Annotated in this window: 20 protein-coding genes; 12 read left to right on the top strand and 8 right to left on the bottom strand. The window is 52.6% G+C overall.

Annotation, left to right across the window (positions count from 1 at the left end; genetic code table 11):
- The first annotated feature begins 411 nt into the window (after positions 1-411).
- Positions 412-1,446, top strand: a complete 1,035-nt coding sequence (rhaT, locus tag DXU84_RS19070; protein ID WP_153376521.1) for an L-rhamnose/proton symporter RhaT — start codon at positions 412-414, stop codon at positions 1,444-1,446.
- 28 nt (positions 1,447-1,474) lie between these two features.
- Here the strand turns inward: rhaT and rhaR are convergent, their stop codons facing one another.
- Together rhaR and rhaS are read right to left on the bottom strand one after the other, a co-directional pair.
- Entirely contained in the window at positions 1,475-2,347 is an 873-nt protein-coding gene (gene rhaR / locus DXU84_RS19065; RefSeq protein ID WP_013577119.1) for an HTH-type transcriptional activator RhaR, read from the bottom strand.
- Positions 2,348-2,430: 83 nt separating this feature from the next.
- A complete protein-coding gene (gene rhaS, locus DXU84_RS19060; protein WP_013577120.1) occupies positions 2,431-3,258 on the bottom strand; it encodes an HTH-type transcriptional activator RhaS in 828 nt (275 codons plus the stop codon).
- A gap of 340 nt (positions 3,259-3,598) precedes the next feature.
- On the opposite strand from rhaS, the gene rhaB reads away from it, so the two are divergent.
- The 5 genes from rhaB to rhaM all read left to right on the top strand — a co-directional run bounded on the left by rhaB (position 3,599) and on the right by rhaM (position 9,027).
- Positions 3,599-5,083, top strand: coding sequence for a rhamnulokinase (gene rhaB, locus DXU84_RS19055; RefSeq protein WP_013577121.1), 1,485 nt, complete (start codon positions 3,599-3,601; stop codon positions 5,081-5,083).
- Positions 5,080-6,336 carry an L-rhamnose isomerase gene (locus tag DXU84_RS19050; RefSeq protein ID WP_013577122.1) on the top strand — a complete coding sequence of 419 codons (1,257 nt, stop codon included), beginning with the start codon at positions 5,080-5,082 and terminating at the stop codon, positions 6,334-6,336. The genes rhaB and DXU84_RS19050 overlap by 4 nt, the downstream gene beginning before the upstream one ends.
- A 52-nt stretch (positions 6,337-6,388) precedes the next feature.
- Entirely contained in the window at positions 6,389-7,213 is an 825-nt protein-coding gene (rhaD, locus tag DXU84_RS19045; RefSeq protein WP_013577123.1) for a rhamnulose-1-phosphate aldolase, read from the top strand.
- A gap of 136 nt (positions 7,214-7,349) precedes the next feature.
- Complete coding sequence (gene fucO, locus DXU84_RS19040) at positions 7,350-8,498, top strand: lactaldehyde reductase (RefSeq protein WP_013577124.1); 1,149 nt, start codon at positions 7,350-7,352, stop codon at positions 8,496-8,498.
- A 214-nt stretch (positions 8,499-8,712) separates the two neighbouring features.
- Positions 8,713-9,027 (top strand): L-rhamnose mutarotase, encoded by a 315-nt coding sequence (gene rhaM, locus DXU84_RS19035; RefSeq protein ID WP_013577125.1) that lies wholly within the window; start codon positions 8,713-8,715, stop codon positions 9,025-9,027.
- Here rhaM and DXU84_RS19030 read toward each other — a convergent pair.
- Positions 9,002-11,176 carry a YgiQ family radical SAM protein gene (locus tag DXU84_RS19030; protein WP_153376520.1) on the bottom strand — a complete coding sequence of 725 codons (2,175 nt, stop codon included), beginning with the start codon at positions 11,174-11,176 and terminating at the stop codon, positions 9,002-9,004. The two genes, rhaM and DXU84_RS19030, sit on opposite strands and share 26 nt — an antisense overlap.
- 259 nt (positions 11,177-11,435) lie before the next feature.
- Between DXU84_RS19030 and DXU84_RS19025 the strand changes: the two genes are divergently transcribed.
- Positions 11,436-12,167 carry a hypothetical protein gene (locus DXU84_RS19025; RefSeq protein ID WP_121019686.1) on the top strand — a complete coding sequence of 244 codons (732 nt, stop codon included), beginning with the start codon at positions 11,436-11,438 and terminating at the stop codon, positions 12,165-12,167.
- A 67-nt stretch (positions 12,168-12,234) separates the two neighbouring features.
- Here DXU84_RS19025 and DXU84_RS19020 read toward each other — a convergent pair whose 3' ends face one another.
- From DXU84_RS19020 to DXU84_RS19010, 3 genes are all read right to left on the bottom strand, one after another.
- Positions 12,235-13,887 carry a dihydroxyacetone kinase subunit DhaK gene (locus DXU84_RS19020; protein WP_153376519.1) on the bottom strand — a complete coding sequence of 551 codons (1,653 nt, stop codon included), beginning with the start codon at positions 13,885-13,887 and terminating at the stop codon, positions 12,235-12,237.
- A gap of 145 nt (positions 13,888-14,032) precedes the next feature.
- Positions 14,033-15,400: an L-serine ammonia-lyase gene (locus tag DXU84_RS19015; RefSeq protein ID WP_037033510.1), complete on the bottom strand. Its 1,368-nt coding sequence runs from the start codon at positions 15,398-15,400 to the stop codon at positions 14,033-14,035.
- 103 nt (positions 15,401-15,503) lie between these two features.
- A complete protein-coding gene (locus DXU84_RS19010; RefSeq protein WP_013577130.1) occupies positions 15,504-16,787 on the bottom strand; it encodes an HAAAP family serine/threonine permease in 1,284 nt (427 codons plus the stop codon).
- A 587-nt stretch (positions 16,788-17,374) separates the two neighbouring features.
- Between DXU84_RS19010 and DXU84_RS19005 the strand changes: the two genes are divergently transcribed.
- From DXU84_RS19005 to DXU84_RS18995, 3 genes are read left to right on the top strand one after another with little or no spacing between them, the layout of a single operon-like run.
- Positions 17,375-17,962, top strand: a complete 588-nt coding sequence (locus tag DXU84_RS19005; RefSeq protein WP_228389031.1) for a YfiR family protein — start codon at positions 17,375-17,377, stop codon at positions 17,960-17,962.
- A 2-nt stretch (positions 17,963-17,964) separates the two neighbouring features.
- A complete protein-coding gene (locus tag DXU84_RS19000) occupies positions 17,965-19,245 on the top strand; it encodes a diguanylate cyclase domain-containing protein (protein WP_013577132.1) in 1,281 nt (426 codons plus the stop codon).
- A gap of 15 nt (positions 19,246-19,260) precedes the next feature.
- On the top strand, positions 19,261-19,758 hold the full coding sequence (locus DXU84_RS18995) for an OmpA family protein (protein ID WP_153376518.1): 498 nt from the start codon (positions 19,261-19,263) through the stop codon (positions 19,756-19,758).
- A gap of 1 nt (position 19,759) precedes the next feature.
- On the opposite strand, the gene DXU84_RS18990 is transcribed toward DXU84_RS18995, so the two are convergent.
- A complete protein-coding gene (locus DXU84_RS18990) occupies positions 19,760-20,632 on the bottom strand; it encodes a LysR family transcriptional regulator (protein ID WP_013577134.1) in 873 nt (290 codons plus the stop codon).
- A gap of 104 nt (positions 20,633-20,736) precedes the next feature.
- Between DXU84_RS18990 and budA the strand changes: the two genes are divergently transcribed.
- Both budA and alsS read left to right on the top strand, forming a co-directional pair.
- On the top strand, positions 20,737-21,519 hold the full coding sequence (budA, locus tag DXU84_RS18985) for an acetolactate decarboxylase (RefSeq protein WP_013577135.1): 783 nt from the start codon (positions 20,737-20,739) through the stop codon (positions 21,517-21,519).
- Positions 21,520-21,546: 27 nt separating this feature from the next.
- A complete protein-coding gene (alsS, locus tag DXU84_RS18980) occupies positions 21,547-23,223 on the top strand; it encodes an acetolactate synthase AlsS (protein WP_153376517.1) in 1,677 nt (558 codons plus the stop codon).
- A 40-nt stretch (positions 23,224-23,263) separates the two neighbouring features.
- Here the strand turns inward: alsS and DXU84_RS18975 are convergent, their stop codons facing one another.
- Positions 23,264-23,725, bottom strand: a complete 462-nt coding sequence (locus DXU84_RS18975; protein ID WP_153376516.1) for a hypothetical protein — start codon at positions 23,723-23,725, stop codon at positions 23,264-23,266.
- Between the last annotated feature and the right edge of the window lie 98 nt (positions 23,726-23,823).

The following is a 23,823-nucleotide window of genomic DNA, read 5'->3' as shown; positions in this document are numbered from 1 at the left end:
CTACTCCCTGTTACTTTTCAACTTTTTAAATCTACTTAAATATGCCTGCACACGTCCGCTTTACCACGAAATAAGCACAGATAAAAATAATCCTAAAAGACATCTTGAGTCCATTTCCCACCCGTTATCGACCTCTTCTGCAACCACAATCCCTTTGTCTCTAAAAAGTCTCTAAAAATGTCCTAGTTTGTTGATTTAATGTAATTATTAATTCTCTTACTGGATTTGTGAACTGACTCATGTTCATCTTCCGGCGAGTGCCAGCGCTGATTTCTCTGTGGCACTGACCGGAAGGCTCCACTACCGGACACTTCTTACACTACCGCCACCCGCTGCTCATGTTTCTGAAGGATCAGTTAACAGCAGCGCTTTTGTTTATCTCATCACTCTACATAATAAAAGGTCCAGTGTATGAACAGTTCGATAGTGTTAGGGATTATCTGGCATCTGATAGGAGCAGCCAGCGCAGCTTGCTTCTATGCGCCATTCAAACAAGTTAAACATTGGTCATGGGAAACCATGTGGTCGCTTGGCGGCTTCTTTTCCTGGATCATTTTACCGTGGGCGGTCAGCTACGTGCTGTTGCCTGATTTCTGGGCCTATTATGGTTCATTCAGTTTTGCGACCCTGCTGCCCATTTTCCTGTTTGGCGCCATGTGGGGCATCGGTAACATCAACTACGGCCTGACCATGCGCTACCTCGGTATGTCGATGGGGATTGGCATCGCCATCGGCATTACCCTGATTATCGGGACGCTGATGACGCCTGTTTTACAGGGCAAAATTGGCATGCTGTTTGGCACAACAGGTGGCCAGCTTACCCTGCTCGGCGTATTTGTTGCGGTCATCGGTGTGGCAATTGTCAGCTATGCGGGTTTCCTGAAAGAAAAAGCATTGGGCATTAAAGCTGAAGAGTTCAATCTGCGAAAAGGGCTGATTCTGGCTATAATGTGCGGGATTTTCTCCGCAGGGATGTCTTTCGCCATGAGCGCTGCGGTGCCAATGCACGAAGCAGCACGCGAACTCGGGATTGATCCGTTGTACGTCGCCCTGCCAAGTTATGTGGTGATTATGGGCGGCGGTGCAGTCGTTAACCTCGGTTTCTGCTTTATCCGCCTGGCAACACGTAAAACAATCTCTTTGCGCGCCGATATGTCGGTAGCGAAATCCCTGCTGCTCACCAATGCGGTCTTTTCCATTATTGGCGGCGTGATGTGGTATCTGCAGTTCTTCTTCTACGCCTGGGGCCATGCCAGCATCCCTGCAGAATATGATTACATGAGCTGGATGCTGCATATGAGTTTCTACGTATTGTGCGGAGGCATCGTCGGTCTGGTGCTGAAAGAATGGCTCGGGGTAGGCAAAAAACCAGTACGCGTTCTTTGTATCGGTGCGCTGGTGATTATTCTGGCGGCGAATATTGTCGGTCTGGGTATGGCACTGTAAGCGTTACGTTTCTCAACGACAGCAGAACTTATTCTGCTGTCGTTGAGGATAAAAGGATTTTGCCGGTCTGCTGTGTAAAACGCTGCCGGTAGTCCCGCGGCGAAACACCACTTGCACGACTGAACACCACAGAAAAATAGTTACTGTCATCAAAGCCGCATTCAGCGGCCACGTCACTGATCGTCATGTTGCCGTAGCGCAGCAAACTCATCGCCCGGCAAAGCCTCAACTGACGTAAATAATGGGTCACGCTCATGCCGGTGTACTGCTTGAACAGCGAACGTAAAGCACGCGGATTGAGCTGATGTTGCAGACAAAACGTTTCAAGATGGAAGGGAGCGGAGATATTTGCCCGCAGAGCCATCAGCAATAGATCCAGCTGATGCGCATCCGGTAACGCGCCACTGTCCGGCCGCTGACGAAAACGCAGTAACAACAGTGCCAGTTGCATCAACAGGGCTTCACTCAGCTGGATCGAAAGCGGCTCCGATTTCATACACTCTTTAGCAAGCTCATCCACTTTATCGCGCAAAACCGCCATGCCAAGCGTACTTAAACGCCAGTAACGTTGTTCCTGGCTGACATTTTCACCCGGTAATAATTGCGACCAGTCGGCTGCCAGCCCGAAACGCTCACGGCAAAACAGCACATTATCCAGTGCCAGTTCATTGACTGACTCATAGCTATGCCGGTCCCGCGAATTAATATAAAACAAGTCACCACAGGTGATGGGATAAGGGATGTCGTTCCAGACATGCAGACCATTACCACGCCAGACAATGACCAGTTCATCAAAATCATGGTCATGACTCGGAAAGTCGGCCTGCGGGTGACGTTCAGCCACCACGACCGAATTCATTTTGGTCAGGAAGAAGTCATTTTTATTCAATTTCAATGACATAGATGCAATCTCAAACCCGTTTGACGACAAAATAAACGAGGCAGTTCTCAGGTAAGAATACCGGAAACCGCGAGAGGTGCCGTTTAACGCAACTGATCACGCATGAGTTTTGGCGACACCGAAAACTCCCGACGAAACTGTGTCGAGAAGTGGTTACTGTCACTGAAGCCGCAGGCATAGGCGATGTCGGTAATACTTTGATCGCTATGATGTAAACGACGGCGCGCCTCCAGCAACCTCAGTCGGTTGAGATACCGCTGTGGCGTCATGCCGGTGTAATGCTTCATCTGACGATGTAATGTTCTCAGCGCCAGCGAAAAACGTTCTGCAGCCTCGGTCCAGTTGACGTCCTCACTGTAATGCGACTGGAGCCATTGCAAAAGTTGATTGACCCTGTTTTCCGAGGTATCTCGCAATTGTGACTGGAAACAGTCCTGATAAAGCAGGATCAGCAGTTGTAAAAACAGACTTTCACGGGTCGCGATGTGTTCCATTTCAACACTGTCAGGCAACGCTGCAAGCTGGGTGATGCAGTTCAGTACCTGCTGAAGCACGCACGGACTGAGCTGCCAGTGGACCTGTGACTGATAGTGATGTTCCTGAGGAAGGAAGTGGCCGACGTCCTGAATGAACCGGAACGCCTTCGGCGAGCGGAACAGCACATTGGTCAGCCGCAGGTTATCCACATTTTCAAACAGATGATGATCGCTGGCGCGCACGAAACAGACCGTACCGGCCGTCAGTGTATAAGGGTTGTCATTGAAGATATGCACACCCGATCCGCTTTCCACCAGCATAATTTCGTGGAAATCATGGTAGTGCTCCGGGAATACATCTTGCGGAAGCCGCCGCTCAACCGTCACAGTCAGCTCAGGTGCCGCAAAATAATCATCACCTCTCAGTAACGTCATGTATCACCTCCGGTTCAAAATCCTTGTGCTTCGGGAACCAACCCTACCCTGCGCCCTGCGGTTTTGCCTTCAAACCACGGCAGTAAAAGCGCCATAAACGGTCATATTTCAAAGATTCAGCCTGTCGTGATGCAGATCTGCGGCAAAGATCACAATCGCGTATTCCGGTTTACTCCGGCGCGGCAAAACCCTGTTTCAGTCAGCTTTGAACCGTTATGTGATCTGCCTCGCATCTACCTTTTTAATGCTGCCATCCCGCCAAAACCGGTGGCAATCACCGGAAGGTGTCCCTCAGGCACCTCCCCTACACTGGCCACATATTCAATAAGGAATGGCCGCTATGAGAACACACCATCTTGCCGCTATTGACCTCGGCGCTTCCAGCGGCCGGGTGATGCTGGCGACGTTTACCCGTCAGGATCCCGATCCGGCAGCGACGCTGACACTGAAAGAAATCCACCGTTTTCCTAATAACCTGATCCGCGTTGATGGCCACGATACCTGGGACCTTGATGCGCTGGAGAAACACATACTTGAAGGGCTGAATCGCCTCGACGCGTCCGGCGTTCAGCTTGACGGTATCGGGATTGATACCTGGGGAGTGGATTATGTCCTGCTTGATGCACAGGGGCAGCGGGTCGGCTTGCCGGTTGCTTATCGTGACAACCGCACGGAAGGCGTGATGGCGCGGATGGAACAGCAGTTTGGCCGCGAGAATTTGTACCAGAAAACCGGCATTCAGTTCATGCCGTTTAACACACTTTACCAGTTGCGCGCGCTGAGCGAACAACAGCCTGAAATCGTCAGTAAAGCAGCCCACATGCTGATGATCCCGGATTATTTCCTTTACCGCCTCACCGGAAAACTGAACTGGGAATACACCAACGCCAGCACCACACAGATGCTCAATCTCGCCACCGGTGACTGGGATGAAGATTTGCTGAAACTTGCAGGTGTGCCGCGCCGCTGGTTGCAAAAACCTACACAGCCGGGTAACTCCCCGGGACTGTGGAAAAGCCCTCGCGGACGCAGCGTACCGGTATTCAGCGTCGCAACGCACGATACCGCCAGCGCGGTGGTTGCCGCCCCGCTGACCAGTTCACACAGCGCCTATCTCAGTTCCGGCACCTGGTCGCTGATGGGCATTGAAAGCCCGCACGCTTTTAACCATGCCCAGGCACTCCACGACAATATCACCAACGAAGGCGGTATCGACGGCAGCTATCGGGTGTTGCGCAATATCATGGGCTTATGGCTGTTCCAGCGGGTTTGCCGCGAACTGAACATCCAGGATTTACCGTCATTAATCACGCTGGCTAAAAACGTCACGCCGTTCACTTATCTGATTAACCCGAACGAAGATCGTTTTATCAATCCCCCCTCTATGGTGGATGCCATTCGCGATGCCTGTCGTCAGGCGGGTGATCCGGTGCCAGAGTCGCCAGCTGAACTGGCGCGTTGTATTTTCGACAGCCTTGCCATGTTGTATCGCAAAATCGCCTTGCAACTTGCTGATTTACAAGGGACACCGCTGGAAGATATCCACATCGTTGGCGGCGGCAGTCAGAACCAGTTCCTGAATCAGCTTTGTGCTGATGTCTGTCAGGTCAGCGTCAGCGCAGGCCCGGTGGAAGCTTCAACGCTTGGCAATATCGGCTGCCAGCTGATGGCGTTAAACGCCGTCAAAGATACCGCTGAATTTCGTCGCATTGTTGCCACGAATTTTGAGCAACACCACTACATTCCACGTATTCACGCGGATTTCGCTATTCACTGGCGCCGTTTTCAGGCGCTCTGTCACGTCAATGAGGAACTCGCAGTATGACTTCATCTATCGATCAAGCATGGACACTTGCCAAAGAACGCTTTGCACAGTTGGGTATTGATGCCGAAGCTGCAATCAAACAACTTGATACCCTGCCCGTTTCTATCCATTGCTGGCAGGGGGATGATGTCGCTGGCTTCGAAAACCCTGAGGGCAACCTGACCGGCGGTATTCAGGCGACCGGTAATTATCCCGGCAAAGCGCGCAACGCTCAGCAGCTTCGTGCTGACTTAGAACTGGCGATCTCCATGATCCCTGGCCCTAACCGGCTGAATCTGCATGCGATTTATCTGGAGTCCGATAAGCCCGTTGCCCGTAATGAGATTGAACCTAAGCACTTCACCGGCTGGGTTGACTGGGCGAAGAAAAACAAGCTGGGTCTGGACTTCAACCCGTCTTGTTTCTCACACCCGCTGAGCGCCGACGGCTTCACGCTGTCACACGCAAACCCGGAAATTCGCCAGTTCTGGATTGAACATTGTCAGGCCAGTCGCCGTGTCTCCGCCTCATTTGGCCGCGCACTGGGCACGCCGTCAGTGATGAATATCTGGGTGCCGGATGGCATGAAAGACATCACCGTCGATCGTCTGGCACCGCGCCAGCGCCTGATGAGCGCACTTGATGAAGTGATTTCTGAGAAGTTTGATATCACCGAACACATCGATGCCGTTGAAAGCAAACTGTTCGGCATCGGTTCTGAAAGCTACACCGTCGGCTCAAACGAATTCTATCTCGGTTACGCTGCCAGCCGCGGCACTGCGCTGTGCCTCGATGCCGGCCACTTCCACCCGACTGAAGTGATCTCCGACAAAATTTCTGCTGCGATGCTGTATGTGCCGCGCCTGCTGCTGCACGTCAGCCGTCCGGTACGCTGGGACAGTGACCACGTAGTTCTGCTGGACGACGAAACGCAGGCCATCGCCAGCGAAATCGTGCGCCATGACCTGTTCAACCGCGTTCATATCGGTCTGGATTTCTTCGATGCCTCGATCAACCGCATCGCTGCCTGGGTTATCGGCACCCGCAACATGAAAAAAGCCCTGCTGAAAGCCCTGCTCGAACCGACCGATTTACTGAAAAAACTGGAAGCCGAAGGCGATTACACCGCACGTCTGGCTTTGCTGGAAGAACAAAAATCCCTGCCATGGCAGGCCGTGTGGGACATGTATTGTCAGCGTCACGATGTACCGGTTGGCGGTCAGTGGCTGGATACCGTCCGTCATTACGAAACCAGCGTGCTGGCAAAACGTTAATTGCCGCCGAACGCAACAGAAACGCATTCACCTTATTCGCAGGAAAGAACCGATGAAAACATTATTTAGCTCGTGGTTTGTGCAAGGCATGGTCAAAGCGACCACCGATATGTGGCTGAAAGGCTGGGATGAACGTAACGGCGGCAACGTCAGCATGCGCCTGTTACCGGAAGACGTCGCACCTTATAAAAATGATTTTTACGACCAGCCGCGCCAGGTTGAACTGACTCAGCATGCGCCTGATCTGGCCAACGAATACTTCATCGTGACCGGTTCCGGTAAGTTTTTCCGTAACGTGCAATTAGCCCCGTCAGAAGCGCTGACCGTTATTCAGCTTGATGACAAAGGCGCCAGCTACAAAATCCTGTGGGGTCTGACCGCCGGCGGTCTGCCAACCTCTGAACTGGCCTCACATCTGCAATCTCACGCTGTGCGTAAACGTGTCACCAACGGTCAGGATCGCGTGATCATGCATTGCCATGCGACCAACCTGATCGCACTGACGTACGTGCTTGAGCTCGACAGCGCCAAGATCACCCGCAAGTTGTGGGAATGCAGCACCGAATGTCTGGTGGTCTTCCCCGACGGCGTGGGGATTGTGCCGTGGATGGTGCCGGGTACCGATGGTATCGGCGCAGCCACTTCCGACCGGATGCAACATCACAGCCTGGTGTTGTGGGCATTCCACGGTATCTTCGGTTGCGGCCCGACGCTGGATGACGCTTTTGGCCTGATCGACACCGCTGAAAAATCGGCGGAGATCCTGGTGAAAGTGATTTCTATGGGTGGAATGAAACAAACCATCCAGACCGATGAACTGATTGCGCTTGGCAAACGTTTTGACGTCACGCCTTTTGAGGCCGCACTGAAAGCCTGATCAGGCACTTTATGCTCCAGACTTCATAAATCCTGCACGGGGAACAGTGGATGTTTCCCGTAGCAGGAAATGGCAAAGACCGCGGAGCAGCGCACAACAGAACACCTATTTTACTTACTCTATAGAGGGAATTTTTATGAGTTTCATGTTGGCACTTCCTAAAATCAGCCTCCACGGTCAGGGCGCAATCGAAGATATGGTTGCGATGCTGGCGACTAAGCAACACGGCAAAGCGCTTATCGTTACCGATGGCCAGTTAATCGAACTGGGTCTGCTCGACAGTTTATTCTCCGCCCTTAAACAGGCCGGACTGCCTTACGCTATTTACGGCGGCGTGGTACCCAATCCAACCTCTGCTCACGTTGATGAAGGTTTCCGTTTGTATCAGGAAAACCAGTGCGATTACCTGATCGCTTTCGGCGGCGGCAGCCCGATTGATACCGCAAAAGGCATCAAAATTCTGACCGCCAATCCGGGGCCCGCCACAATGTATTCCGGTGTCGGCAAAGTTACCAAACCGGGTGTCTTCCTGGTGGCGATTAATACCACAGCGGGCACAGCCGCAGAACTCACCAGCAATGCGGTGATCATCGACAGCCAGCGTCAGGTGAAAGAAGTGATCATCGACGCCAATCTGATCCCGGATATTGCAGTGGATGACCCGGCGGTTATGCTCAAAATCCCGGCCAGTGTCACCGCTGCGACCGGCATGGATGCGCTAACCCACGCTATCGAAGCCTATGTTTCTGTCGGCGCACATCCTCTGACCGATCCGACCGCGCTCGCCGCGATTTCAACTATCACGCAATGGCTGCCAAAAGCAGTCGATCACGGCGATGATATTGAAGCCCGCGAGAAAATGGCGCAGGGACAATATCTGGCCGGTATGGCATTTAACAGCGCAGGCTTGGGGCTGGTTCACGCACTGGCGCATCAGCCGGGCGCGACACATAATCTGCCGCACGGCGTCTGTAATGCCATCTTGCTGCCGGTTGTCGAAGAGTTTAACCGCGCCAGTGCACCTCACCGCTTTGCCGATATCGCCCGCGCGATGGGCGTACATACGCAAGGTATCAGCGAAACACAGGCCAGTATTGCGGCCATTGACGCTATCCGAAAATTGTCCAACCGCGTGGGTATTCCTTCCGGTTTCAAAGAGCTGGGGATTAAGGAAACCGATATCGAAGGCTGGCTCGACAAAGCCCTCGCTGATCCGTGCGCACCGTGCAATCCGCGCACCGCAACTCGTGAAGAAGTGCGCGAGTTGTATCTGAAAGCAATGTAGTTTCTTTGCTCCCCCTGAAAGGGGAGAACACGGAAACAGCTCGGTCTGCTCCCTCCCCTGCGAAGGGGAGGGTTGGGGTGGGGTATTAAATAAAAGCGAATGTGTTGAAGTGTACTTTGACGAGGCGTTTATCTTTAAAACCCCCTCCCAGCCTCCCCCTTCGCAGGGGGAGGAGCTTTCCCTCTACCCCCCGATAATCTAACCGGAGAAAAACATGATCCGTAAATCCTTCGTGATGCAGGTTAATGCGAATGCACACGATGAATATCAGCGCCGTCATTCGCCAATCTGGCCGGAACTGGCGGAAACCCTAAAAGCCCACGGCGCGCATCACTACAGCATTTTTCTTGATGAAAAACGTAATCTGCTGTTTGGCTATGTGGAAATAGAATCAGAAGAAAGATGGAACGCGGTAGCAAAAACGGAAATCTGCCAGAAATGGTGGAAGCATATGGCAGACGTAATGCCTGCCAATGCCGATAACAGCCCGGTCAGTAACGATCTTAAACCGGTCTTTTACCTCGATTAACCCGCTGACCAGCGGGTTTTCCTTTTCCGGCAGACGGATTTTGCGCTTTTGAGGCGGTAAAACGCGTGGTGGCCGGTTTCGCTTTGCCTGAAACTGACGCCGCAAACTTCGGATCAAAACCGTCCGGCGGCACCAGACAATCAGGCCGGATGCCAATCAGACGGCGCATGCCCATCGCGGTCAGCGCCTCGCGGATCACCGGCCAGTTCACCGGATCGTGATAGCGCAGCAAGGCTTTATGCAACCGCCGCTGACGATCGCCTTTCGGCACCACGACGTCTTCACTTTTATAATCCACTTTACCGAGCGGATTCTTGCCGCTGTAATACATGGTGGTGGCGCTGGCGAGCGGCGACGGATAAAAGTTCTGCACCTGATCCAGCCGGAAGCGATTTTTCTTCAGCCACAGCGCCAGGTTGATCATGTCTTCGGTACGTGTCCCCGGATGTGCGGAGATAAAGTACGGGATCAGATATTGCTCTTTTCCGGCCTGTTTGGAATAGCTGTCGAAAAGCTCCTTGAAGCGGTAATAGCTACCCATTCCAGGCTTCATCATTTTGGACAGCGGTCCGGCTTCCGTATGTTCCGGCGCGATCTTCAGATATCCCCCCACGTGATGTTCGGCCAGCTCTTTGATATAACGCGGATCTTCTACCGCCAGATCGTAACGTACGCCCGAGGCGATCAGTATTTTCTTGATGCCCTTCAGGCTGCGCGTACGGCGGTAAAGGTTGATCGTCGGTTCATGGTTAGTGTCCATGTGCGTACAGATTTCCGGATACACACAGGACGCACGGCGGCAACTTTGTTCCGCTTTCGGCGACTGACAGCGCAGCATATACATGTTGGCGGTCGGGCCACCCAGATCGGAAATCACACCGGTGAATCCCGGTACATTGTCGCGGATCTCTTCTATTTCGCGGACGATCGACGCTTCCGAGCGGCTCTGAATGATCCGCCCTTCATGCTCGGTGATCGAACAAAACGCACAACCGCCGTAACAGCCACGCATAATATTGATCGAGAAACGGATCATGTCATATGCCGGAATTGTCGCTTTGCCGTAAGACGGGTGCGGTACGCGCTGGAACGGCAGGCCAAACACTTCGTCCATTTCTTCGGTCGACAGCGGGATCGCCGGTGGGTTGATCCACACATAGCGGTCACCGTGTTTTTGCATCAGGGCACGCGCACAGCCAGGATTGGTTTCGTGATGCAAAATGCGCGAGGTATGCGCGTAAAGCACTTTATCGGCCTTCACTTTTTCAAATGATGGCAACAGAACGTAGGTTTTCTCCCACGGTTTCGGCTTTGGCGCGCGCACCGTTACCGGTTGCGGGGCATCCGGCGCAGGCAACTCTCCTTCCGAGCACGGCAAATCCTCACCGTACGGATTCATGATCGGCTCAATCCGCCCCGGCTTATCGAGCCGCGTGGAATCCACACCGCTCCAGCCGATAAGCGCCGTTTTGCGCATGATAGCCGTGTTGCGCACATCGTGAATATCAGTGATAGATTCGCCCGCCGCCAGACGGTGCGCCACTTCCACCAGCGGCCTTTCGCCGTTGCCATAAATCAGCATGTCAGCTTTGGAATCCACCAGTACCGAGCGCCGCACGGTATCGGACCAGTAATCGTAATGTGCAATACGTCGCAGGCTGGCTTCGATACCGCCGAGCAAAACCGGTACATCGCTGTAGGCTTCTTTACAGCGCTGCGTGTAGACCAGCGTCGCGCGATCTGGACGTTTTCCACCCACGTTACCCGGCGTATAGGCATCGTCATGACGCAGCTTCCGGTCGGCGGTATAACGGTTGATCATCGAATCCATATTGCCGGCAGTCACGCCGTAAAACAGATTCGGCTTCCCGAGCCTCATGAAATCTTCTTTGCTGGTCCAGTCCGGCTGCGCGATGATCCCGACGCGGAATCCCTGCGCTTCCAGCATGCGGCCAATGATCGCCATGCCAAAACTCGGATGATCGACATAGGCATCGCCGGTCACCACGATCACATCACAACTGTCCCAGCCAAGCTGTTCCATTTCCTCCCGGGTCATCGGGAAAAACGGCGCAGTGCCGTAGCATTCGGCCCAGTAACGTGGGTAAGAAAACAGGGTGCGATCGGGTTGGATCAGACTGACTGGCATAGTAAGGTCTTCGTTCGGCGGCAAATAATTGGCCGCAAATTATACGGGGACGGAAACTGCGGCGGGTGAGCAAATCGCTTAAAATTGTTTTAGATCAAATTATGTTTTCTGACTGAGCGCCGTATTATATCCAGGTTGCTCCGGCGCGGAGGGTCTCAGCAGATCCAGTATTTCTTAAGAAGTCATTTCCTTTATACCGGCAATAAAGAGTGCTCAAATAGTCCATTGCTGAATCAGGTTTTAAAGGAAAAATAGCGTTATGGATAATAAACGTTTCCAGAAATTACTCTTACCCAAGCTTACCGAAGCCATGCTGTTTACGCGTTCACGACTGTCGCTGAAATCTGCCAATAAGTTTTATCCGGATAAAAGAATGATTGATGGTCTGATGATATCGGATCCTAAAAAATACCGGCTGCATTCACTGGGCGGCGACAGGGATCGGGGTGCCATGGTGCGGGGTCTGCGAAAGCTCAATCTTTCCTCCCAGCAGCTTTACCGGAAAGTTGAAGAAGATTATCGCAACGGGAAAGAAAATGCGGGCAACTGCGGCGAAAATGCCCGCGTCGCATTTTGTTATATCAGTGAAAACATTCAAAAATGGGAAAGGCTCGCCGGTACGCCATTAAAAGTGATCAGCATCTTCATTACGCGTCCGGTCGACCATTGCCTGGTATTAGTCGGCACCCAGCCTGTACATAACAACGGCAAAATCCTTGAGAACGCACTGATTTGCGATCCGTGGGCAAAGATCGTCTGCCCTCTGGCGCATTATTCTCTTGAGTGGAAAATGAAAATGAATAAATGGTCTAACCGTGGCCTGAAGGGGAAATATCCCGGCGGTGTTTACGACCATTTTGCTAACAGGGATTCCCGTGAAGCGATCCGTATCGGCAAGTTCGTTATTTATGAACAAAATCAGTACAAAATTTCACAGCGGATCCATGATAAAAAGCTTTATTCGCTGATTGATCCCAATGCGATTACCTGACGTTTTCATTGCCATAAAAAAGGCCTGCCGGTTTCCCGCAGGCCTTTCTTTTTTGCTGAGCTCAATCTTATTTTTTCGCCAGCGCCTCAAACACTTTTTCAACGGCCACTGCGCCGGGATCTTTCACCCCTTTCAGGCTGTTGCTGCTGAGATAAGAAGAGCGCCCCGCATTGGCTTTCTTCATGCTGGCCGTGTCTTTGGCCCCTTTGGCTGCCGCTTTAGCCGCCCCTTTCAGCGCATCTTTTTTGCCAAGGGCTTCCAGCGCCGGTTGCAGTGCGTCGATCATCGTGCGATCCCCGAGATCTGCCCCGCCGTAATGCTTCATGCGTTCGAGACCGGACAGCAACGCTTTCGGCAACTTCTCACCCTCACCGACTTTCTTACCGGCGGCGGTAAAGAAGATCGACATCAGCACGCCGCTGGATCCGCCCATGACGGTCGCCAGACGATCGCCGACAACGCCCAGAAGATCGGCCACATTATTCAGCGGTAATCTTTTGCCTTTGTTTTCTTTCTGGATATCGCGCGCGCCGGTGGCAAACGTCGAACCGGTATCGCCGTCACCGACTTTGGCATCGAGTTTATTCAGCTCATCTTCCAGATCAGAAAGTGTCTGAGTAATGGTTTCAACGATTTTGCCAACCTGCGCATTGGACGAGGCTTTTACCGTTTTCTTATTGCTGATTTTTTTGCCTTTTTTGGTCGCCAGTTTCTCAAGCTTCACCAGAGGCTGCCAGCCGGAGGCTTCCACTTCTGCCAGCAAGGCTTCCTCAATGCCGCCTTTAAGGGCAATCACCGAGAGCGAGAACCCTTTCATATCCAGCGCACTGACCAGCGATGCCGGGCCAATCAGATAACGGATCGAACTGCCGAGCGCAGAATGCACCAGTTCTTTGGTGATCTGATTCATTTCGAGCGGAGAGACGCCGCCGAGGTTATTGATCAGCACCGCCAGCTTGTCGCTTTTCTTCACATGTTCCGCAAGCTTGCCGACCAGCGTATCCACCACTTTTTTGCTGTTCTGGGTTTTCATGGTCGACACACCCGGTTCGCCGTGAATACCTAATCCCAGCTCAACGTGGCCCGATTCGATACGTTGCTCTTCTTCATCTTCACCGCCTCCCGGCAGGCTGCACCCCGCCGCCGCGACACCAATACTGGCGGTCGCATTAATCGCCTGCTGGGCGATTTTGGTGACATCTTTCAGGGATTTGCCCTGCTCAGCCGCGTAACCGGCAATTTTATGCACCAGCGCCGTACCGGCGATGCCGCGCGGCTGCTTATTTTCCGGCAGGGAAATGTCGTCGGAGACCATCACCAGCTCGACGTTATAGCCTAAGCCTTTTGCTTTCTCAGCGGCCAGACCAAAGTTCAGACGGTCGCCGGTGTAGTTTTTGACGATCAGCAGACAGCCCGCTTTGCCGGTAACCGCCACAATCGCGTTCAGCACGGCGTCCACGCTCGGAGAAGCAAACACTTCGCCACACACCGCCGCCGTGAGCATGCCTTTGCCGACAAACCCCACGTGCGCCGGTTCATGACCCGAGCCACCGCCTGAAATCAGCGCAACTTTTTTCTTATCCCAGTCACGCCGCACGACAACGCGGATTGCCGGATCGATGTCCAGTTTTGCCAGGTTTTTGTAGGGAGAGGTCAGGATCACCCCTTCAATAACATCGTTAATCAGAGTCTTGCGGTCATTCATAAAGAATTTAGACATACCGGACCTTTCCTTTTAACTGTTTTCCAGGTGAAAAAAAGAGCTTCTACGCAGTATAGATAACCCAAAACATAACACAGGGAAAAGTAACGAAGGGGGCGGGAAAGGCGGTTTCCCGCCTTTTAGGAAATGATGAGAAAAGAAATCAATTGCAGGCGAGAACCTTGATAGCCAAACCGCCTGTCGAGGTTTCACGGTATTTCGAGTTCATGTCCTTGCCGGTTTCGTACATGGTTTCGATGACTTTATCGAGGCACACACGCGGTTCGCTGGTGCGGCGTAATGCCATACGCGACGCATTGACGGCTTTCACGGCCGAAATGGCGTTACGCTCGATGCATGGCACCTGAACCTGTCCGGCCAGCGGATCACAAGTCAGCCCGAGGTGATGTTCCATCGCGATTTCTGCCGCCATAAACACCTGCGCGGTGCTGCCGCCCAGCAGTTCGGTCAGACCTGCCGCCGCCATAGAACAGGCCACGCCCACTTCGCCCTGACACCCCACTTCCGCACCGGAAATCGAAGCGTTCATTTTGAACAGAATACCGACCGCGCCGGAAGCCAGGAAGAAGCGGCTGTACGAATCAGGGCTGATCGGGCGGATAAACTGATCGTAATACGTCAGCACGGCAGGAATGATGCCACACGCGCCGTTGGTCGGCGCAGTGACCACACGTCCGCCTGCCGCATTTTCTTCGTTAACCGCCATCGCGTACATGTTGATCCAGTCAACAACACCCATCGGATCGACATTGTTCTTATCCTGCGTCACCAGAATGCGGCGCAGTGCGGCGGCACGGCGGTTGATTTTCATCGGTCCCGGCAGCAAGCCTTCGGTATGAATGCCACGCGTAATGCCTTCGCTCATCACATTCCAGATGGCCGCAAAGTGATCGCTGATTTCTGTGCGTGTGTGTCCCGCCAGTTCGTTTTGCAGCATCAGTGCCGACAACGACAGGCCGGTGTCCGTACAGTGTTTTTGCAAATCGCTGGCCGAACGGAACGGATACGGACGCACCACCGGATTTTCATCCTGCATCCCAAATTTGCTGGCTTCGACAATAAAGCCACCGCCGATAGAGTAATAAGTTTGGGTATAGAGCAGTTCATCGCCGCTGAACGCACTGATTGTCATGCCGTTTTCATGCAACGGCAGATTACCGGAATGGAAATTCATGCCTGAGCTGGCCGGGAAATCCACTTCTTTTGCGCCCTTGCCCAGCATCAGACGTCCGGTATTTTCTACCTCACGGATAAACGCCGGGATCGCATCGATATCCACATCATCCGGCATATTCCCCGCCAGCCCCATGATAATAGCCAGATCAGTGTGGTGACCTTTACCGGTTAATGATAATGATCCGTAAACATCAACCGCCACGCGGGTGGTTTGGGTTATATGGCCTGAAGAGATAAGTTCATCAGTGAATATTTTCCCGGCTTTCATCGGGCCAACAGTATGCGAACTGGAAGGACCAATACCAATTTTGAAAATATCGAAGACGCTGATCACGGTGGGTACTCCAAGTGAAATTATTTACGGGCGGAATAAACAGAAAAACGGGAGAGAAAGGAGCGGGATATTCCCGCTCACTTTATTTCAGAAGCTTTAATCATTAACCCATCAGGCTGAATACAATGGCTGACATCGCAATCAGACCCATTACAGCAACGAAGACATTACTGATATGGCCGCTGTATTTTTTCATCGCCGGAACTTTACGGATGGCATACATTGGCATCAGGAATAACAGCATCGCAATAATCGGACCGCCCAGCGTTTCGATCATACCCAGAATACTTGGATTCAGGGTTGCCACTAACCAGGTGGTTAATAACATGAAGATACCGGTATAACGGTTCAGCGTTGGCAGGGCAATTTTCTTGCCTTTACTGCGCAAAGATTTAATCACCATGCCGTTAAAACCTTCGCGTGCGCCCAGATAATGGCCGAGGAAAGATTTAGTAATGGCAATAAAGGCAATAAATGGCGCGATATATTCAATGACCGGGTTAGAGAAGTGGTTCGCTAAATAAGACAGAATAGACACGTTTTGCGATTTGGCTTCCATCAGGTCGGCCGGAGACAGGCTCAGGACGCAGCTGAAGACAAAGAACATCACCGTGATCACCATCATGATGTGGCTAAATGCCAGAATGCGCGAACATTTTTTCTCAGCGCCATCACCGTATTCTTTGCGTTTTGCCACTGCAAACGAGGAGATAATAGGCGAGTGGTTGAACGAGAACACCATCACCGGGATCACCAGCCACAGCGTCATCAGCATACCGTGACCTACGCCGTTACCGGAAAGCGAGGCGTTTGTAAACACTGACATATTCCAGTTAGGAATAAGGTAAAGCGCCAGCGCCATCAGCACCGTCACAAACGGGAATACCAGAATACTCATCGCTTTCACGATCATATCCTGACCAAAATGCACCAGTGTCATTAATCCGAGGATCAGGATCAGTGACAGCAACGCACGCGGTGGCGCATTCATATGCATCTGGTGAGTAATAAAACTCTCAACCGTATTAGTGATCGCCACGCTGTAAACCAGCAAAATAGGATAAATGGCGAAGAAATACAGCAGTGTAATTAATTTACCGGCCGTAATACCAAAATGTTCTTCCACGACTTCCGTAATATCTTCACCGGCATTTTTACCCGATAAAACAAAACGGGTTAATCCGCGGTGAGCGAAGAAAGTCATTGGGAAGGCGAGAATTGCCATAATAATTAACGGAATTAATCCGCCAATACCGGCATTAATAGGAAGAAAAAGAACACCCGCACCAATTGCCGTTCCATATAAACCTAACATCCACATGGTGTCAGTTTTACGCCAGGAACTTATTGATTTTTCAGACAGCGTCCCGATTGTTGTATTATCCATGATTCCTCAGCACCTAATTATAAAAATAATTCCGTTTTCCCCAGGAATGGTTGATGTTTTTTTACTGCACCCGTCATCGAAAAAACCACCCTGACGGTTAAAACATACCATTAATGCGGGCATGATACCTATCAGCAGCATAAAAATCTGACTAACGGTGTGGCTTTGAGATCATGGTCACGAATATAGCTAAAATGCCGTCTATTATTCCTTTAAATTCCAATCTATTAACATTTCCTGCAATTTAAATTCATCAAACGGTGATTACGGTAACATTTATTTTTTGTCATATTTTGTTATGACCGTGACTATTATTTTAATAACGGTTGAAATAACACCAATGTGTATTATTTATCGACGCCGCCCCTCTTATCGCTGCTCAAAAATCAACCACGCTCATTAACCTAAACATTCATTAGATTCTCTTCAGTATTCGCTGTTTTCCTGGTTTCTGTAAAAAAATCTACACAAGATGCATGTTGTTTCAGGGTGAAAAACTTTTTATTGACGCTTTCAGAAATCATGCCGATAAAGTTATTCTTATTCCGGTGAAACAATTTCAACCGGAAGAAACACAGAGTGACGCTATGGAAAAAGCCCGATCACCTTTTTACCTGTTAGTGAAGATACGTGTCGGCCATTTTTTTAAGGCTGCGTATGGCTTCGCCCTGCTGATGGTGCTTCTGATCGCTCCGTTAAAACCGGTTATCGCAGAAACCAGCGAGACGTCACCCGACGCCGCCGTCGCCCAGACCGTTAACGGTATCCTCAGTTATTCGCGCTGGCCCGACAAAACGACCTCGTCTTCTTTAACACTTTGCATCATTCAGCCAGTTAAATACGCGGCGCTACTCACGCCCGATGGCAGCGCTTTTGCTGGCAGACCGCTCAAAGTGATGACGTTGCCTTTTGACAGCCCGCTGCTGACCGCGCAGTGCGATGCCATTTATTCCGGCAGAACAACGGCTGAGCAGCAAAACGATTTGCATCAGCGCCTGGAAGGCCATGCCATTTTAACGATCAGCGAAGAAGACGAGACCTGCGGATTACTGAACGCTTTTTGTCTGGTAATCACGCCCCTTCACACCGGATTCAAACTGAATCTGGACACGCTGTCCCGCAGCGGTGTGCGGGTTAATCCCGCCGTATTACAACTTGCCAGGGAAAAGGAGTAACCATGGAAAATAAAATTCCTGTTCCTGACACAGAACAGCCGCGCCAGCGCCCGACGCTAAGCGCCGCACTGAACAGAATCCATGTGATTGTGATTTTGACCGCGATTGGCCTTGCCGGTTTTTTACTGATCTTGCTGGCCCTGATCGCCCTGCGTTCGCATGCCGAAAATAATCTGCAACTGACCGCACGCGCTATCAGCTACACCACCGAAGCGGCGCTGGTGTTTAATGATCCTGCCGCCGCGCACGAGTCGCTGGAGTTCATCGCTAAACGCGGCGATTTCACGCAGGCTAAAATTCTGACCCCCGCCGGTGCAACGTTCACGGAATGGCAGCGGCCGGTGAACAGCAACTGGGACAAGCTCGGGCAGTTCGTCGGCCACCTGGCTTTCCCGGAGCCTGTCACGATGCCGGTGAACCATTCCGGTTCGCTCATCGGTACGGTCTGGCTCGCCGGTAATGGCGGAACCCTGGCGGGTTTCCTGCTGGAAACGGTGCTTAGCCTGATCGGCTGTCTGGTACTGACGGCCCTGGTGGCGCTGTATTTTTCCCGCCGGATGCAAAAAGGTATTGTCGATGCTCTCGGCCACATTACGCGCGTCACTCATGACGTCAGCGCTAACCGTTCGTTCAGCCTGCGTGTCCCTTCTGCGCCGATTGCCGAGCTGCACACGCTGAGCCAGGACTTCAACAGCCTGCTGACGGAGCTGGAAGCCTGGGAAAACCATATGCGCAACGAGAACGTCTCACTGACCCAAAAAGCATTGCATGACGGATTGACCGGCCTGCATAATCGCGCGTTTTTCATTGATACGCTTAATCAATGCTTTAACCCGATGCGCCCGGCGCTGTCACTGGCGTTGCTGTTTATTGATGTCGATAACTTTAAAGAGATCAATGACTCACTCGGTCATGCTGCCGGAGACCGCGTGCTGATGGTGATTGGTGAACGGCTGGCGAAAACACTGCGAAAAGGCGATGTGCTGGCGCGTCTGGGCGGTGATGAATTTGCCATCTTGCTTGAACCGATGGTTTCCACCGCAGAGGCCGTGGCATTTGCCGAACGCATTGTTGAAATCATGAAAACCCCTGTCATCCTGCTCAATAACAAGACGCTGGATGTTTCTCTCAGTATCGGTATCGCGCTGTCGCCTTCTCAGGCCACTAACGCGAAAGAGTTACTGGATAAGGCCGATGAGGCCATGTACCGCTCGAAAAAAATTTCCGGCAGTTGCTGGCATGTTTCTTCAGGCATGCCGCTTCCTGTCGTGATGAAAGACTAAAAGGAATTAATGACAATGAATACCTGCAACACTTTCAAGACCTGGTTTCAGTTCGCCGCAATGGGGATGTGCATTCTGCTGCTGGCCGCCTGTCAGACCAAACCGGCGGGATTAACGCCGGAACAGATCGCCGTACTGCAAAAAAACGGCTTCTCACAGACAGCCGAAGGCTGGGAACTCGGGCTGGATGCCAAAGTGCTGTTTGGCAATAATCAGGCGACGCTTTCGGCAGAAAGTAAGCAGTCGGTGGAAAAACTGGCCAGTGAACTGCTGCATGTCGGGCTGAATAAAGTCAATCTCGACGGCCATACCGACAACTACGGCGACGCCGGTTACAACAACGATCTGTCTCTGCGCCGCGCCAACACCGTTGCCGCCGCCTTTGCCGATGCCGGCATGCCACGCGCCAATATCCATACCCGCGGATTAGGGCAGAGCCAGCCGGTCGCCAGCAATAAAACCCAGGCCGGACGCGCCCAGAACCGTCGCGTGTCTGTGATTATTGTGGTGTAACTTACAACAACCCCACCATATGCAGCGCCGCCTTGCAGTTATCCGTTCTGCGCCAGGCGAGCGCGATCTGCGTCGTTAATGTCTGCCCTGCCAGGGGCAGACAGCGCACATTGGTTTCATCAATCTTACTTAGCGACGCCGGCACCAGCGCGTAACCAAATCCTGTCGCCACCATACTCAGCGCCGAGGTAATTTGCGGACACTGCTGCCCGTAGCGCGGCGAAAATCCCGCCTCTTTACACGCCTGTGTCACGGCATCATAAAGCCCCGGCGATAAATCGCGGGGAAAGGTGATCAGCGTGTCGTGGCGCAGCGCTGCCAGCCGGACTTCTTTCCCCTGACTGAGCGGATGCTTCTTCGGCAACGCCACCATCATTTCCTCAATATCCAGCACCTTATAACTGAACTCCTTGCTGCGCTCGCAAGGCAGACGGATAAACGCCGCATCCAGCGCGCCCTCGCTCATCGCGGTCATCAGCCCTGCCATATCTTTTTCCTGCGGCTCCAGCACCATGCCCGGATACTTGTCACGGAAGCGATGCAGCAGCTCAAACACCTGCGGATTGAAGGCCGTTGAGGTGGCAAAACCGATGCGCAGCGTACCGTTCAGGCCGCGTGCCACCGCACGGGTACGTTCAAAGGCGGCATCGGTCAGTTTGATGATGGTTTGTGCGTCGTCGTACAGCACTTTTCCGGCTTCGGTCAGCTCGACGCCACGGGTCAGACGCTTGAGTAAAGGGGTTCCGATTTCATGTTCGAGCCGCTGGATTTGCTGACTCAGGGGAGGCTGGGATATTCCCAGGAGTTCGGCAGCACGGGTGAAGTGGCCCGCCTCGGCTACCGCGACAAAATAACGCAGATGACGAAGTTCCATATCAAAAACGTCTCAAAGTAAACACCTCCTTATATTGGAACTCAGGACGGAATGGGGTCAACCTTTTAGTTAGCAAAGTTAATTATTCGACGGAGACCCCCTGCATGAAAAGCCATTCTGAGTCCTGTTCCTGCGTCGCCGATATTGCCCGCACGGCGACAGCGTTTAAACATCAGCATCCTGACCGCGTGCTTTATCAGTCGTCACTGATGAGCGCCTTGCTGAGCGGCGTCTATGAAGGCGACACCACGATGGCAGACCTGCTGAAACACGGCGATTTTGGCCTCGGCACCTTTAACCATCTCGACGGCGAACTGATCGCATTCAACAGTAATATCTTCCAGTTGCGTGGCGACGGCAGCGCCCGGCGCGCCCTTCCTGAACAAAAAACGCCCTTCGCCGTCATGACATTCTTTAACCCGACTAATGAATACGTGATTGACCGCCCGCACAGCCGTGAACAAATCCACGCCGTAATTGATAACGCCGTCGCCAGCCAGAACACCTTCTGCGCATTGCGCATTGATGGTGAGTTCAGCCGCGTCGAGACTCGCACCGTACCGGAACAGCACCGCCCTTATAAACCGATGCTCGAAGCCATCGAAGCGCAGCCAACATTTCATATTGAAAACAGCCAGGGCGTGCTGATTGGCTTTCTGACACCTGCGTATATGCAGGGCATCAACGTGGCGGGCTATCACGAACATTTCATCAATCAGACACGCAGCAGCGGCGGCCATGTGCTGGATTACCAGGTTGAGCGCGGCGTGCTGACTTTCGGCACGGTCGAAAAGCTGTTGATCGACTTTCCGCAGGACAGTGATTTCCTGCACGCCAACTTATGCCCTGACGATTTAAATGATGCGATTCAGTCCGTTGAAAGTTAACAGTCCGCAGACAAAAGGAATAAAGCCATGAAAAATTCAGACAGCCAAAGCGAATGGAAATGCGGTGCGGATCTGGTCGTCGCGCAGCTTGAAGCACAGGGTGTCAAACACGTGTTCGGCATTCCCGGCGCAAAAATCGATCGTGTTTTCGATTCGCTGGTCGATTCCCGCATCAAAACCATTCCGGTGCGTCACGAAGCCAACGCCGCCTTTATGGCCGGTGCCGTCGGCCGCCTGACCGGGAAAGCGGGCGTCGCGCTGGTCACCTCCGGCCCCGGTTGTTCGAACCTGATCACCGGCGTTGCCACCGCGACCTCCGAAGGCGATCCGCTGGTGGCTTTAGGGGGCGCGGTGAAACGCGCCGACCACGTTAAACAGGTGCACCAGACCATGGACACCGTCGCGATGTTCCGCCCGGTCACCAAGTATTCCGCCGAAGTCACCTCGTCTTCCGCACTGGCCGAAGTGCTGGCGAATGGTTTTCGCGCCGCCGAGTTCGGGCGTCCGGGTGCAGCATTTATCAGCCTGCCGATGGATATCGTCAATGAACCGGCCAGCGGCAAACTCCTGACCTCGCAACCGCCCGTACTGGGCAGCGCGCCGCACGACGCGATATTGCAGGTCGCACAATTACTGAAACAGGCCAAAAATCCGGTCCTGCTGCTCGGCCTGATGGCCAGCCAGCCGCGCAATGCCGAGGCGATCCGTCGTCTGCTGCATAAAAGCGATCTGCCGGTCACCAGCACCTATCAGGCGGCAGGCGTTATCGATCAGGCTTCGTTCCATCGCTTCGCCGGTCGCGTCGGTCTGTTCAACAATCAGGCCGGTGACCGCCTGCTGCGTAACGCAGATCTGGTCATCACCATCGGTTACAGCCCGGTCGAGTATGAACCGGTGCAATGGAGCAACGGCAGCGCCGAACTGGTACATATCGACGTGATGCCCGCCGAAACCGACAGCGATTATCTGCCGGACGTCGAACTCGTGGGCGATATCGCCGACACACTGGATCTGCTGACAGAACAGATCCCGCAGCGCATCGATCTCAGTGCTTCTGCTATTGCTATCCTCGACGATCGCCGACAGCAGCGCGAACTGCTGGCCCAGAAAGGCCGCAGCCTGAATCAGTTTGCCATCCACCCGCTGCGTCTGGTGCGCGCGATGCAGGACATCGTTAACAGCGACGTCACCCTGTGCGTTGATATGGGCAGTTTTCACATCTGGATCGCCCGTTACCTTTACAGCTTCCGTGCGCGTCAGGTGCTGATTTCCAACGGCCAACAAACCATGGGTGTCGCGCTGCCGTGGGCGATTGGCGCTGCGCTGGTCGATCCCAGCCGCAAAGTGGTTTCCGTATCCGGCGACGGCGGCTTTATGCAATCAAGCATGGAACTGGAAACCGCCGTACGCCTCGGCGTCAACCTGCTGCACATCATCTGGGTCGATGAGGCCTACAACATGGTGGCAATCCAGGAAGAGAAAAAATACCAGCGCACCTCCGGCATCCAGTTCGGCCCGATTGATTTCAAAGCCTACGCCGACGCCTTCGGCGCCAAAGGTTTTGCCGTCACCTCCGCCGAAACGCTGGAAAGCACCCTGCGCGCCGCCATGGACGTACAAGGCCCCGCCGTCGTCGCCGTCCCGGTGGATTACAGCGATAACGCGCTGCTGATGGGGCAACTGGAGATGGGGAGGATTTTTTAGAGGGTGGGGTTTTTACTAGATAAGGCGCAGAAATGCGCCTCTATTTTTGCAGCATTTTTAACGCTTTTTCCCGCGCCTCGACAGTTTGCAAGCGGACAATATGTGTTGAACCGCAAACCAAACACTCTGTGCAATATTGAGGCTTAAGAAATTTGAAAATCTGCAAAAACTTTCTAAATGCACTGATGCGAGTCTTCGGTTGCCAACTAACTTTGACGAGTTTATTGCACTCCTCACAGATAGAAAGGTGTACAAAATCATGCGGCACTTTACTGTTAAGCAAAACAATAAAATGGCGAAGCTGCTTTTCAATATAAACGGATTTATTGGCTTTCGTCAGCTCTGGGTGGCTGTAGTACTCACCTTCATTCTCAAGCAAGTAAAGCTTATCTAAGAGATCTGTCCAAATACTGAATATTCCGTAATCGTAGTTAGTACAAGAATAGATTTCGGCAAGCAAATTAATCGCTTCATTCTGAGTTAAATGCCCTTCAAGAGCCATATGGCAAAGCTCAAGTGCATATGACCTGCTCCCCGTTGATTAATACACCACGATGTTAGTAATGTCTTCATAAGCCACATGAGGACATCCCCATGAAG

It is taken from the genome of Rahnella sp. RcJ3, assembly GCF_009498575.1.
GTDB classification, from domain to species: domain Bacteria; phylum Pseudomonadota; class Gammaproteobacteria; order Enterobacterales; family Enterobacteriaceae; genus Rahnella; species Rahnella aceris.
The sequence above is the reverse complement of the archived record's forward strand: the minus strand, read 5'-3'. Positions and strand labels throughout refer to the sequence as shown.